Genomic DNA, 12,781 nt, shown 5'->3' with positions numbered 1-12,781 from the left:
CTTTGTTCCCACAGGTCTTGCTCCTACCGGGAGGGCTCAGGCGCTGACCTTGAGCCCGATCAACCCTGCAACGATCAATGCCACGCTGGCCAGGCGAACCAGCGCCATCGACTCACCAAACAAAATGATCCCGGCGATCACCGTGCCCACGGCACCGACCCCGGTCCAGATCGCATAGGCCGTCCCCAGCGGCAGTTCCTTCATCGCCAGGCCGAGCAGGCCGAGGCTGATCGCCATGGCGGCGATGGTCAGTGCGGTGGGAAGAGGGCGGCTGAAGCCGTCGGTGTACTTCAGGCCAACAGCCCAGCCGACTTCGAACAGGCCGGCAAAAAACAGAATGATCCAGGACATCACGCACCTCATCGATGGGTGGGGTCGTCCCCGGATAGTGAACTCTTTGGCGTTGCGGGGTCGTCCCCGCATTGGGCGCAAGAGTGCCCAATGCTGACTGTTTGGTCAAGTCACTCGGTCAGTCTGCCGCTTGACGGTCAAGTAGCTCGCGGTCCTGTTTTTCGCTCATGCGCCGGAAGTACGTCGAGAGCAGGGCTCCGGAAATATTGTGCCAGACGCTGAACAGCGCACTGGGCACCGCCGCCAGTGGCGAAAAGTGCGCGCTCGCCAGCGCCGCGCCGAGGCCGGAGTTCTGCATGCCGACTTCCAATGAAAGGGTTTTGCGTTGGGCCAACGGCAAGCCGAACAAACGCCCGGTGAAGTACCCCAGCAGATAACCGAAGCTGTTGTGCAGCATCACAATGGCCATGATCAGCAGGCCGGATTCGGCGATCTTCGCCTGACTGGCCGCGACCACCGCCGCCACAATGATCACGATGCTCACCACGGATATCAGCGGCAGCACGTCTATGGCATGACGAACCCGGGCACCCAACAGGCGTTGGGCGACGATGCCCAGCGCGATCGGCACCAGCACGATTTGCAGGATCGACCAGAACAACGCCGAGAACGACACCGGCAACCAGGCCGAGGCCAGCAGCCAGATCAGCGCAGGGGTCAGCAGCGGAGCAAGCAGGGTGGTGATGGCGGAAATCGCCACGGCCAGGGCCAAATCACCGCGAGCCAGCCAGGTCATGACGTTGGACGATGTGCCGCTCGGGCAGCAACCCACCAGGATCACGCCGACGGCGATTTCCGGCGGCAGGCTGAACACTTGGCAAAGCAGCCACGCCGTACCGGGCATGATCACGAACTGGGCAACCACCCCCAGGGCCACGCGTCCCGGACGGCGGGCGACTTCGGCAAAGTCCTCCAACTTCAATGCTAGGCCCATGCCGAACATCACCAGGCCCAGTAGCGGCACGATGGCGACTTTCAGGCCAACGAACCATTGCGGTTGCAGGAAAGCCAGTACCGCGAAAAACAGTACCCAGTAAGCGAAGGTATTGCCGACGAAGCGACTCAATGCAGCCAATGCGCGCATGACCTGATCCTTATTATTAAGAACACCACAAATATAAAATGTGGGAGCGGGCTTGCTCGCGAAGACGGTGTGTCAGACAGCATAGGGGTTGCTGACACACCGCCTTCGCGAGCAAGCCCGCTCCCACACTAGAGATCACCGCCTTTAGATCCCCTGCGGAATCTCTTCACCACCCAACGCTTCCACCAGCGCCGGCAAGAACTCGCCGAACGTCAGCATCATCAGCGTGAAGCTGGCGTCCAGTTGGCCGAGGGCTTCGTCGCCGCCGTCCTGCTCTGCCTGGTCCTGCAACAGGTCTTCGAACTTCAGGCGCTTGACCACCATCTTGTCGTCCAGCACGAAGGACAACTTGTCCTGCCAGGCCAGCGACAATTGTGTCACCACCTTGCCGGTGTTCAGGTGCAGCTGGATTTCGTCACTGGTCAGATCCTGGCGCTTGCAACGCACGATACCGCCATCTTCGTGGGTGTCGCGCAGTTCGCATTCATCCAGCACGAAGAAGTCGTCCGCGGCTTTCTGGGTCTTGACCCAGTCGGTCATGGTCGCGGTCGGGGCCATCTTGACCGTCAGCGGGCGTACCGGCAGCGAGCCGATGACTTCGCGCAGGGTCGACAGCAGGTCTTCGGCGCGTTTCGGGCTGGCCGAGTTCACCAGGATCAGGCCCTGTTTCGGCGCGATGGCGGCAAAGGTGGACGAGCGACGGATGAACGCACGGGGCAGGAACGCCTGGATGATTTCATCCTTGAGCTGGTCCCGTTCCTTTTTATAGACCTTGCGCATTTGCTCGGCTTCGATCTCTTCGACCTTTTCTTTCAGGGCATCGCGCACGACGCTGCCGGGCAAGATGCGTTCTTCCTTGCGCGCGGCGATCAGCAGGAAGTCCTGGCTGACGTGCACCAGCGGCGCGTCTTCGCCTTTGCCAAACGGCGCGACGAAACCGTAAGTGGTCAACTCCTGGCTTGCACATGGACGCGCCAGTTTGCTGGCCAGTGCAGTTTCCAACGCCTCGGCATCAAAAGGCAGATCTTGGGTCAGGCGATAGATAAGCAGGTTTTTGAACCACATGGGGTGAGTCTCTCCTTTATACAAAGGGGGGCATTATTCTCTTCGCGGCGCCATAGGCCAACCCTTCGCTAAGCCTTTGGAAGGCCTGAAAAAATTAATTTAAAAAGTGCTTGCCAGCTTAAAGAGTGCTCCGTAGAATGCGCGCCACACCGAAAGCGAAGGGTGATTAGCTCAGCTGGGAGAGCGTCTGCCTTACAAGCAGAATGTCGGCGGTTCGATCCCGTCATCACCCACCATTTCGCTCAACGTGTTACGCGCAGCGGTAGTTCAGTCGGTTAGAATACCGGCCTGTCACGCCGGGGGTCGCGGGTTCGAGTCCCGTCCGCTGCGCCATATTCGGTAACCTGGAACACTGAACGCCAGGTCACCACGGAAAGCCCGCTAACGCGGGCTTTTTGCTGTTTGCAGTTCCCGCGGTGTGTGTTGCTCATGTTTTTTTTGCTGAATTTGCTAATTAAATCAGCACGTTACAAAAAACTGTGAGAGAATGCGCCCCGCATCGAAAGTGAAGGGTGATTAGCTCAGCTGGGAGAGCGTCTGCCTTACAAGCAGAATGTCGGCGGTTCGATCCCGTCATCACCCACCAAACTTTCAATGTTACGCGCAGCGGTAGTTCAGTCGGTTAGAATACCGGCCTGTCACGCCGGGGGTCGCGGGTTCGAGTCCCGTCCGCTGCGCCATATTTGGTTACCTGGAATGCTGAACGCCAGGTGGCTACTAGAAACGACGCTTTTCCTTTACGAGGGGAGAGCGTCGTTTTTTTTTGTTCTCTTTTTTTGTGTGTATCCGTTGCTGCAGTAACGGCGACTTAGGGTTCCGCCCTGGCGGCGGGTCACTTTGAAGAGCCCGGAAGCCGGCCCAGTCAAAAGTAACCAAAGCGCTCATGCCCACCACGGTTTCATAGTCGATGAAGGTGTTGGATGGGCTGACCTCATCGCGAGCAGGCTCGCTCCCACAGGTGATCTTGGGTGTTCATGAGTTTTGTGTTCGCTGCGGACCTTTGTGGGAGCGAGCCTGCTCGCGAGGCGGTGGGGCAGTTTGCATTGATGTTGGCTGTGCCGGCCACTTCGCGAGCAGGCTCGCTCCCACAATGGGTTCTGCGGTGTATATACGCTTTGTGGGCTGCTGAAGATCAGGTGCGGGAGTGAGCTTGCTCGCGATAGCGGAACGGATATACACCCAACCCCCCGTCTACTGCTCAGCATTTCGACGATGCCGATAATCGCTGACCGCCTCATACACCGCCTTACGCAACCGATTAATCCCCCCAATCGGCCGATGCGCCTCAATCCCAAACCAAGGATTGAACGACTGATTATCACAAGCCAGATTCAGCTTGGGCGTATCAAAATCCTGAGCCGGCACCTTAATGCGCGCCACGGTTTCGAACGGCGCATCACTTTCCTGCCATTCAATACTGGTGTCTTCGATCGGCATGTACTTGCTCGGATCCTGACGCTGGACCTGCAAGACAAAACACGCCGGCATCCGGTCTGTGGATAACTGCTGGTTCAGCGCGCTGCGCAAGAAATTCGGCAAATCCTGATTCTGCGGTGGCAGGGTATAGCTTGGACAGCTGTCCGGATCCGGCGCGACGCGAAACTTGGCGTTGGCCTCGCCAAACTTATAAGGCGATACCGAGAAATAAGTGGTCTGGGTCGGACTGGCCGGAGCCGGCGAGAGGGTCGCCAAAGCGATGAACAGATGCCGAATCTGCCAAGTGCGCGGGTCCAGGCTCGGAAAAAAAGCCATCGCCTTCTTCCCGTCAGCCTGAGCGGCCACATTCTGACGGTACTCGGCGACATCGCTGACAAAGAAGTTCGGATGATTGAACATCACGAAATCCTGCTCGCCGAATGATTGCCGGTCCGCCAGCAATTGCTTGCCGGGCACGTTCAGCAGTTTGATTGCCATCCCCCGGGCATCGCGCAGGCTGTCGAATTGCGGATAAGCGTTGCCGTTGGACAGGCGGATCGTGGCCTGCCAGGTCTTGCCCGGTTCGGCGAACACCCCCTGGCGCAACGGGCTAGGCAGGCCGCTCTGCACTTGGACCTCGGCCATGACGCAGCCGTGCGCCTTGGCATGGGCATCACGCAGATAGCGTGTGCCTTCGCGGTGCTGATCGACGATGCGGATCGCAGTCTGGATGATGTCCTGGGTCATGGCGGCTTCGCCGGGTGCCACCTGTTCCTTGTCCGGGACAGGTCCCCTGTGTTGCCAGGCAAACCAGGCCGAGGACAGTGCCCAGCCGAGCAACCCGATGCCCAGCAGCCACAGGAGCGTCTTGCCCAAAAAGGCGCCGAGGCGCAGCCAGAGCGTGATCAACATGCCAACATCCTTTTACCGGTGGGGTTCATCATTACAGTTGCGACTCCAGTGGCCCGCCCAGCACTTTTAAATACTCCAGCAAGGCCCAGCGTTCCTGCGGTTGCAGCAGGCGGCCAATGACGCCGTTGCCGCGTTCGCCCGCGCGAAATTCATGGCCGCTGTTGTGATTGCCGGTAACCCGGGTATCGAAGTTAAAGCCGTTAGTGAAGGCTTCGGTGCGATAGCCCAAATGGCGTGGGTCGTATTCGAAGTTGCCTTTATAGAAGGTGGTCGCCCGCTCAGCCTGGGGGGACAACAGTTGATAGATCGTCGGCACCGAGCCGTTGTGCAGGAACGGTGGCGTGGCCCAGACACCCGCCAACGGCCGGGCCTTGTAGGCGCGCAATTCACGTACGCCGATGGGCAGGCCGAAACCGTCCAGGGCCGGGCGCTCGGCGGGGGTGACCCCGGCGTCACGGTAAGCACGGTTTTCGACGAAGGCAGTGACGTAGGCCAAGCCTTTGGCGACCGAGAGTTGGCTCAGGTCCAGCGGCTCCGTCGGGGTCGGGTGCAGTTGCACGTCCAGCTTCGCCAGTTCGGCCGGGTCCCATTGCAGGCTGGTCAGGTCGTAACGGTGGTCGGCAATATTATTGGCAGTGCCCGGGTCGGTGCCGATCACTTTCACCGGCAGCATATGCAACTGCTGTACCGGCCTGTCGGGCCCCTGGACCACTTTGGGCACATGGCAGCCGGCGCAGTTTTCGACGAACAGGGCCCGGCCCTTGGCGGCCAGCGGTTTATCGACCGCGCCCAGCAACGCTTCCGGCCACACGGGCGCCTTGAGCAGTTGCAAGGTCTCTTCGATCTTGTTCAAGTCCCGCACGCGCACGCTGGAGGGGTATCGCGCGTCGCCCTGCAGCGGTTTGCCCTGGGCGTCGAAGAAATTCAGTGTGGCGCCGACTCCCAGCGCTTCACCGACGTTTCGGGCCATCGGTTGCTGGGCCGATCCGTTCCACTGCACCCAGTCGAAGGTCCACATTTCCCACAACTGTGGATAGTCCACCGGCGCGTTGGCGACCCGGTAGTTTTCCGCCGAGATGGCGTCGCCGAAGCTGGCATTGGCAATGCGGCCGAAGGCGTCGGTACGGCCAGGGCCTTCTTCGGTGGGGTAGAGGCCGCGATGGGTATCGTTCCAGGCCACCCGCAGGAAAGTATCCAGGGAGTCCTTGAACGCCTTGCGCAGGTCCTCGTGGCGGGCGTCGTAGTCCTTGCCCAGGACTTGGCGGGCGAAGCGTTCGAATTTCCAAGGGTTGTAGTACGTAGACGCCAGACTGGCGACTAATGCCTGTCCGAAACTGCCACCGCGTAGCGTAGGAACGCTGGAAGGCAGCACGTGCTGTGCCGAGCCGCCGTCGATCCGTATCGCCTGGCCCTTGAAGTGCAATTCGCCGGTGTGGCACGCAGCGCAGGTGATATCGAGGAATGGGTCGGCGCTGCCTGCGTTCTGGTGCCGGGTGAAACCCACCGGCAGATTGCCGGGATTCTCGGGCGTGGCTTTCTGGGCCGGATCGATAAGGAAGCCAAAGCGCGCCAGATACTCCGGCGATGCGAAGCGTTGTTGCGAAAACGGCAGTTCGAGGGCCGTGAACCAGTCGTAGCGCAGGCCTTTGACCTGGGTGCCCTGGGGCGTGAAGTAATAGGTCTGGCGTTCGGCGGCGCTCCATTGATCCAGGTAATGCACCTGTTGGATGGGCTCATAGAACGGCAGCCGGGGATTGGCGACGTAATAAAGCACCACGGCCACGACGACGATCAGCAGCGCGAGGAGCAGCAAGAGAATGCGAGAGAGGAGGCGCACGGTTACGTCCTTGTTTTTTTTGATATGCCCTTATGCCTCAGCGTTGCGCGGCGGGCAAGTGGCCAGTAGCCCCGGCCTGTGGGGGAGCGGCAAGGTGTCCCTGCGCGTAACGGATGACAGATGCTTCATTTGCCTGGGATCAAAAAGCGTTTGCGGACCTGAACTTATCATCACTTTGCGGCTCACATGCCGGTAGCCATTGGTCGTGGCCGCCTGATAAGCTCGCGGCTTTACTCGATTGCCCTTTAGGCGCATGAACAAGGAAATAGCATGAAACAGCATCGGTTGGCGGCGGCGGTAGCCCTGGTTGGCCTGGTACTCGCGGGTTGCGACTCGCAGACCAGCGTAGAGCTGAAAACCCCGGCGCAGAAAGCTTCCTACGGTATCGGCCTGAACATGGGCAAAAGCCTGGCTCAGGAAGGTATGGATGACCTGGACTCCAAAGCAGTTGCCCAGGGCATCGAAGATGCCGTCGGCAAGAAAGAACAGAAGCTGAAAGACGAAGAACTGGTCGAAGCCTTTGCCGCGCTGCAAAAGCGTGCCGAAGAGCGCATGGCCAAGATGAGCGAAGAGTCGGCAGCCGCCGGCAAGAAATTCCTCGAAGAAAATGGCAAGAAAGCCGGTGTCACCACCACCGCTTCCGGCTTGCAGTACGAAGTGGTCAAGAAAGCCGATGGCGCGCAGCCTAAGCCGACCGACGTAGTGACCGTTCACTACACCGGCAAGCTGACCAATGGCACCGTGTTCGACAGCTCCGTCGAGCGTGGCAGCCCGATTGACCTGCCGGTCAGCGGCGTGATCCCAGGTTGGGTCGAAGGCCTGCAACTGATGCACGTCGGCGAGAAGTACAAGCTGTACATCCCGAGCGACCTGGCCTACGGCGCCCAGAGCCCGAGCCCGGCCATCCCGGCCAACTCGGTCCTGGTGTTCGACCTGGAGCTGCTGGCGATCAAGGATCCGGCAAAAGAAGACGCAGCCAAGTAATCGCGTCTGTTATAACGACAACGCCTCGCTTATGCGGGGCGTTGTTGCATCTGGGCGGCGGCAAGATGGCAAAAAAACGAACGCCCGGCGCACGCTATAGTCATAGGCATTACAGGCGCTGTGCTAGACGCAGTCGGCTGGTCAAGTCAATGAAATATTGGGTTTTTTTATGTGAGTAAAAAACGCCCGATCTAAGCCGGGCCCTTATGGAACGGGGGCTTCAGCGGTGAAATGCAGCTCTGTTCACAAGGTTATCCACAATTTGTGTGGATAACATTTCAGTGGGAGAAAAAATGAAGGCCCCGTGGAATTTTGCGCGATTTCTGCCCTTGGCAGGCCGCCTGTTGGCCCGCGGTCGATTGCCGACATTGCTCTTCGCCGTCGCCAGCAAAGGTGCCCGGGAGGGTGGGCGGCTGGGCAAGCTCAAGGAGGACCTGCGCCTGTTGCAGGCCTTGTGCCTGGCCTACTGGCGCGGCGAATACCGCGCGGTCAGCGCCAAGTCGATGCTGTCGATAGTGGCGGGGCTCATGTACTTCCTCAGCCCCTTGGACGCCATTCCAGACCTCTTGCCCATGTTTGGCATGTTCGACGACATCGCGGTGTTGGCCTGGATCATGAAAACCCTCGACGTTGAACTGGAGGCATTCCGCGCCTGGCGTTATCGACAGTCACCCGAGACGCTGGCCAAAGTCGAAAGGCTTCCCGACACCCCGGAACAACTCCAGCTCCAAGGTCAGAAAAAGCCCTGATCCCCTGAGAATGCATCACCCCGCGACCTTAGCCGGCATTTAGGATTACACTTCCAAGGAAAAAGGCTGACTCGCTAAGTGTTGTTGTCCTACGGGGTAGACATGGATATTCAAATAATCACACGTGACGGAGAGCCCGAGTACGCGGTTTTGCCGTGGGATCAGTACCAAGCGTTGTTGAAAGCAGCAGGTGTCAATCAAGCTCCGCCGCGCGAAGCGACAGTCCGGCACGCGGCGGCACCCGACCAGGTTCTCCCTGGCCTGGATCAATTACGCAGTTTGCGCGAAGGGAAGGGCATCGCCATTGAGGCGTTGGCTCGCACGGTAGGTATCAGCCCGTCTTATCTGGCCTTGATCGAGAGCGGCGAGCGACAGCCCGATGCCGCGATTCGGCGCAGTCTGGCCTGGGAGTTGACGGTGCCGGGTTGGAGGGAAGAATCGTGAGCGTACGCATCAGTCGGCAGCATTGGGATGGGTTGTTGGGTGAATTGGACCAGGCGCGGCGCCAGCGCCATTTATTGACTTACCGCGCCTTGCTGGAGCGCTTGCAACTCCCCAGCCCGGCCATGCAGACCTTGACTGCGGCCCTTGAGCATCTGGCGGCGCTGGACGCCCGGGCAGAACAGCCGCTGCGCAGTTCCCTGGTGATCAGCCAGGGCGCGAGCCGGTTGCCGCGTACGGGGTTCTTCGAGTGCGTAGAACGCCTGGGCCGCTTTTCCGGGCCTTCCGATGGGGTGGCCGCCGCTTCCTGGCACGCTTCGGAAGTGGTCCGGGTGTTTGAATACGAATACCCCGAGTCGGCGGAGGCCTGAGTGCTCTGGCGACTCAAGGCGCGGCTCGGTTATTGGCTGGCGCGTCGGTTGTTTCACTGGCCCTGGTTCGTCCGCCAGCCGCGTGGCTGGGCCTGGCTCGAGGGCCAGTTCTCGCGCATGGCCAACCTGGGCGATGTCGGTGCGCAAAGTTTCTACGGGCACATCCTCACCTTTCGCGGCCAAGGGCTGGGCGCCCGTGAAGAAGGGATTCGCCTGCTGCGCCTGGCGGCACTGGCCGGTGATGGCAAGGCCGCCTACCAAGTCGGCGTGATCAGCCTGGCCGGTACCACCAACCAGGCGCCGGACCCGCTCGAAGCGGCACGCTGGTGGACCTTGGCGGCGAAAGCCGGGCATCCGTTGGCCGAGATCAAACTCAAGGCCCTCGAAGCCCGCGACCCTTAGCGTTATCCACAGGCTATTCGTGGTGCAGCGGGGCGAATTTAGCGAATCGCCCTACATCCTTTGTCCCGTTCCCCTGACTTAATTCCCCCGCCATCCCCGGCACAGTCTCGCGCTCCTTGAGTGCTGCGAGACATTGCCCATGTTCGACCGTTTTTTCCTGCCGGCCCTTGAGCGAGCCCTGTCCTGATGGAACAGGTGAACCGTATCGAGCAGGAACTCGACAGCTTCAAAGACACCTTGTCGGTCTACCGCGAGCAGCTTGAGCGCTGGTACAGCCGGGCGGCGGACCGGGCCAGCCACGCGGCCGACTTGCCCTCGCTGATGGGCATGGAGCGGCTGATCCGTTTCGGCGACAGCACCACTGCCGTCAGCACCCGTGACGATGATTTTCTCTCCACGGTCGTCCAGTGCCCCCTGGGCGGCGTGATGACGATCGAGAGCAAGTTCGAGTCGGTGTACGACATCCCCTTGGGCGACATCGTGGTGGATGTGGTGGCGGTGGAGGGCGGCGAGGTTACGCCGGTCACTCTGGATACCCGGGGCCTGGGGACCTTCAAGGGGGAGGCGGGCAAGTCCTATCGGGTTCACGTTCAGGGCGAGGTGTCCGCCAAGCAAATAGAGAACTTGTTTTCTTCCTACGATGGCCTGACCACTGATCTGACGGACTGGTTGCGCGGTGAGTGGCAGGGTTTCAAGCCGCGATGGGCGCAGCAGTCCTTGGCGACTTCCGCAGCAGCTGTGGGGAACGGGTTGCTCGCCGGCAGTTGGGCAGCGATTGAAAGTGTGTGGGACAGCATCAGCTTGCTCTCGGACATCCTCAAGGATCCCGGTCAGTTTGTTGATCGGTTGGGCGAAAGCGCTGATCAGTTGAAAAAACTGGCTCAGGACACGCCGCAAGTGATGGCCAAGCTGCAGCTCCTGGCCAGCGACGAAGCTGCACTGTGCCTGTTGGTGCGCACCGCCAGTCTCTGGTTGGACATGTTGCCGCCCAGTGAGATTGCTGGTGACACGGCCGAAGCCTTGTCGAGGGTGACGGTGCAGTTGTTGATCGATCTGTTGATCGGTGTCGTCCTGACCTTCACCGGGGCGGGGGCCGGTATCGCTTATCTGTCGATGCGCCTGGGGAATGTAGGCGTGCACCTGCTGGGTGCCCTGCAGCGTTTCATCCGTGCGATCTTCGCGGTGGTCAACGGCTTCATGACCTACGTGGACCGCTACAAAACCGTGGCGGCACGCGGCATCGCGGCGGGGATAAAAAAAGGCCGGATGCAGCTGCGCTGGGATGCACAGCGCAACACCACACTGAAAAAACACGAACCCCACGACGACGCCCCCGCCCAATCGAAAAACCCCAACGGCGACAGCGCCGACACCGCCGCCCAGACCCAGACCAGCGGCTGCCCGGTGTCGATGGTCACCGGCGAAGAACTACTGACCCTCGACGATGGCACCCTCGACGGCCGTTTGCCGTTCGTTTTCACCCGTTTATACCGCACCAGCGCCGCCGACCTGGACGTCGGCCTCGGGCGCGGCTGGAGCCATGCCCTGGCCCATCGCCTGGAACTCGACGGCGAACAGGTCACTTGGGTCGACCAGGAAAACCGTCGCACGCTTTTTCCATTGCCCACCACCCAGCGCCCGGCGATCCACAACAGCCTGGCCCGCGCAGCAATCTACCTGGGGGCCGAGCCGGACGAACTGATCGTCGCCCAACCGGGGGAAAACGCTCCGTTCCTGCACTTTCGCGACGGCCACCTGATCGCCCTCAGCGACCGCTACGACAACCGCCTGACCCTCCAGCGCAACATCCACGGCGACATCTGCCGCCTGGACAACGGTGCCGGGCGTTCCCTGCGCCTGCGCTACGAACAGCGCCACCTGATCGCCGTCGATTACCAGAGCTTCCACCCGGCCATTACCCTCGACGAGGCCTGGCGGACCGAGCAGACGCTGGTGTCCTACCGCTACGACGGACGTTTCCGACTGATCGAAGCGATCAATGCCGCCGGAGAAAGCGAACGCTACGACTACGACGACCAGCACGTCATCCTCCAGCGGCAACTGGCCGGCGGCGCGAGTTTTTATTGGGAATGGCAAGGCGTCGGGGCGGCAGCCCGCTGCGTACGGCATTGGGCCTCGTTTGCGCAGATGGACAGCCGCTACACCTGGGGCGAGGACGGCAGTGTCACGGTCCGGCATCTGGATGGCAGCCAGGAAGTGTATGTCCACGACGACCGGGCGCGGCTGGTGCGCAAGGTCGAGCCCGACGGTGGCGAGCACCTCAAGGCCTATGACGAACAGGGCCGACTGATCGCCGAACAGGACCCGCTGGGGGCGGTCCGCGAATACCGCTACGACGACGTCGGACGACTGTTGGCGCTGATTCCTCCAGATGAAGCGCCGACGTCCTACGAATACCGCAACGGTTTCCTGCACACCCGTCAGCGCGGCCAGGCCGTATGGACCTACCGCCGCAATGACCTTGGCGATGTGATCGCCAGCATCGACCCGGACGGCCAGCGTACGGAATATGCCTACGACGCCCACGGACAACTGCTGGCAAGGTACGACCCGGACGGCGGCGAACATCGCTTCACCTGGAGTCGCCTGGGCCAACTGACCGAAGAAATCCTGCCCGACGGCGGTCGCCGGTGTTTTTCCTACGATGCCCTGGGACGTTTGCTCAGCCGCCGGGACGAACACGGCGCCCTCACGCACTACCAATGGGACGCCGTCGGCCGACTGCTGCAAGTCACCCTGCCCACCGGCGCCATTCGGGCCTGGAGCTACAACGCCTACGGCAAGGTCATTGCCGAACGCGACGAGCAGGGCCGCACCACCCGCTACGAATACGCCGATGACCTGCACCTGGTCAGCCGTCGCCTGAACCCCGACGGCAGCGAGCTGAAGTACCGCTACGACTCGGCGCGGCTGTTGCTGACCGAGATCGAAAACGAATCCGGCGAACAATATCAGCTGGACTACACGCCCAACGGCTTGATCCGACAGCAAATCGGCTTCGACGGCCAACGCACCGCCTACGCCTACGACCTCAACGGTCACCTGCTGGAAAAAATTGAGCACGGCGAGGACGGTTCGCAATGGGTCACCCGCTACCAGCGCGACGCGGCCGGGCGGCTGCAACTCAAGACCTTGCCCGACGGCCAGG

At 61.0% G+C, this 12,781-nt stretch carries 11 protein-coding genes and 4 tRNA genes; 10 read left to right on the top strand and 5 right to left on the bottom strand.

Going from position 1 to position 12,781, the window contains the following annotated elements:
- Positions 1 to 36: 36 nt before the first annotated feature.
- The 3 genes from sugE to rdgC all read right to left on the bottom strand — a co-directional run bounded on the left by sugE (position 37) and on the right by rdgC (position 2,500).
- Positions 37 to 351, bottom strand: coding sequence for a quaternary ammonium compound efflux SMR transporter SugE (gene sugE, locus HU767_RS05685; protein WP_003204587.1), 315 nt, complete (start codon positions 349 to 351; stop codon positions 37 to 39).
- A 118-nt stretch (positions 352 to 469) separates the two neighbouring features.
- The gene (locus tag HU767_RS05680) at positions 470 to 1,435 is read right to left on the bottom strand and encodes a bile acid:sodium symporter family protein (protein ID WP_186728738.1); all 966 of its coding nucleotides are present in this window, start codon (positions 1,433 to 1,435) and stop codon (positions 470 to 472) included.
- Positions 1,436 to 1,579: 144 nt separating this feature from the next.
- Positions 1,580 to 2,500 carry a recombination-associated protein RdgC gene (gene rdgC / locus HU767_RS05675; protein WP_014339706.1) on the bottom strand — a complete coding sequence of 307 codons (921 nt, stop codon included), beginning with the start codon at positions 2,498 to 2,500 and terminating at the stop codon, positions 1,580 to 1,582.
- Positions 2,501 to 2,660: 160 nt separating this feature from the next.
- Here rdgC and HU767_RS05670 point away from each other — a divergent pair.
- The 4 genes from HU767_RS05670 (at position 2,661) to HU767_RS05655 (ending at position 3,180) form a co-directional block, all read left to right on the top strand.
- Positions 2,661 to 2,736, top strand: a tRNA-Val gene (locus tag HU767_RS05670).
- A 20-nt stretch (positions 2,737 to 2,756) separates the two neighbouring features.
- Positions 2,757 to 2,833, top strand: a tRNA-Asp gene (locus HU767_RS05665).
- A gap of 177 nt (positions 2,834 to 3,010) precedes the next feature.
- Positions 3,011 to 3,086, top strand: a tRNA-Val gene (locus HU767_RS05660).
- A 17-nt stretch (positions 3,087 to 3,103) separates the two neighbouring features.
- A tRNA-Asp gene (locus tag HU767_RS05655) sits at positions 3,104 to 3,180 on the top strand.
- A gap of 511 nt (positions 3,181 to 3,691) precedes the next feature.
- On the opposite strand, the gene HU767_RS05650 is transcribed toward HU767_RS05655, so the two are convergent.
- A complete protein-coding gene (locus tag HU767_RS05650; protein WP_186709875.1) occupies positions 3,692 to 4,828 on the bottom strand; it encodes a catalase family protein in 1,137 nt (378 codons plus the stop codon).
- 31 nt (positions 4,829 to 4,859) lie between these two features.
- Positions 4,860 to 6,665 carry a di-heme-cytochrome C peroxidase gene (locus HU767_RS05645; protein WP_186728736.1) on the bottom strand — a complete coding sequence of 602 codons (1,806 nt, stop codon included), beginning with the start codon at positions 6,663 to 6,665 and terminating at the stop codon, positions 4,860 to 4,862.
- A 270-nt stretch (positions 6,666 to 6,935) separates the two neighbouring features.
- Here HU767_RS05645 and HU767_RS05640 point away from each other — a divergent pair, with 270 nt between their 5' ends.
- The 6 genes from HU767_RS05640 to HU767_RS05615 all read left to right on the top strand — a co-directional run.
- The gene (locus HU767_RS05640) at positions 6,936 to 7,649 is read left to right on the top strand and encodes an FKBP-type peptidyl-prolyl cis-trans isomerase (protein WP_030142016.1); all 714 of its coding nucleotides are present in this window, start codon (positions 6,936 to 6,938) and stop codon (positions 7,647 to 7,649) included.
- A 293-nt stretch (positions 7,650 to 7,942) separates the two neighbouring features.
- A complete protein-coding gene (locus HU767_RS05635) occupies positions 7,943 to 8,398 on the top strand; it encodes a YkvA family protein (protein ID WP_186709871.1) in 456 nt (151 codons plus the stop codon).
- Between the two features lie 102 nt (positions 8,399 to 8,500).
- Positions 8,501 to 8,842, top strand: a complete 342-nt coding sequence (locus tag HU767_RS05630; RefSeq protein WP_186709869.1) for a helix-turn-helix transcriptional regulator — start codon at positions 8,501 to 8,503, stop codon at positions 8,840 to 8,842.
- Positions 8,839 to 9,210, top strand: a complete 372-nt coding sequence (locus HU767_RS05625; protein WP_003179080.1) for a hypothetical protein — start codon at positions 8,839 to 8,841, stop codon at positions 9,208 to 9,210. The genes HU767_RS05630 and HU767_RS05625 overlap by 4 nt, the downstream gene beginning before the upstream one ends.
- Positions 9,211 to 9,612, top strand: coding sequence for a sel1 repeat family protein (locus HU767_RS05620; RefSeq protein ID WP_186709867.1), 402 nt, complete (start codon positions 9,211 to 9,213; stop codon positions 9,610 to 9,612).
- A 186-nt stretch (positions 9,613 to 9,798) separates the two neighbouring features.
- Positions 9,799 to 12,781, top strand: a 2,983-nt coding sequence (locus HU767_RS05615; RefSeq protein ID WP_186728734.1) for a DUF6531 domain-containing protein, incomplete at its 3' end; no start/stop codon positions are given.

This window comes from Pseudomonas sp. SWRI179 (assembly GCF_014268705.1).
Taxonomy (GTDB): Bacteria; Pseudomonadota; Gammaproteobacteria; order Pseudomonadales; family Pseudomonadaceae; genus Aquipseudomonas; species Aquipseudomonas zanjanensis.
The sequence above is the reverse complement of the archived record's forward strand: the minus strand, read 5'-3'. Positions and strand labels throughout refer to the sequence as shown.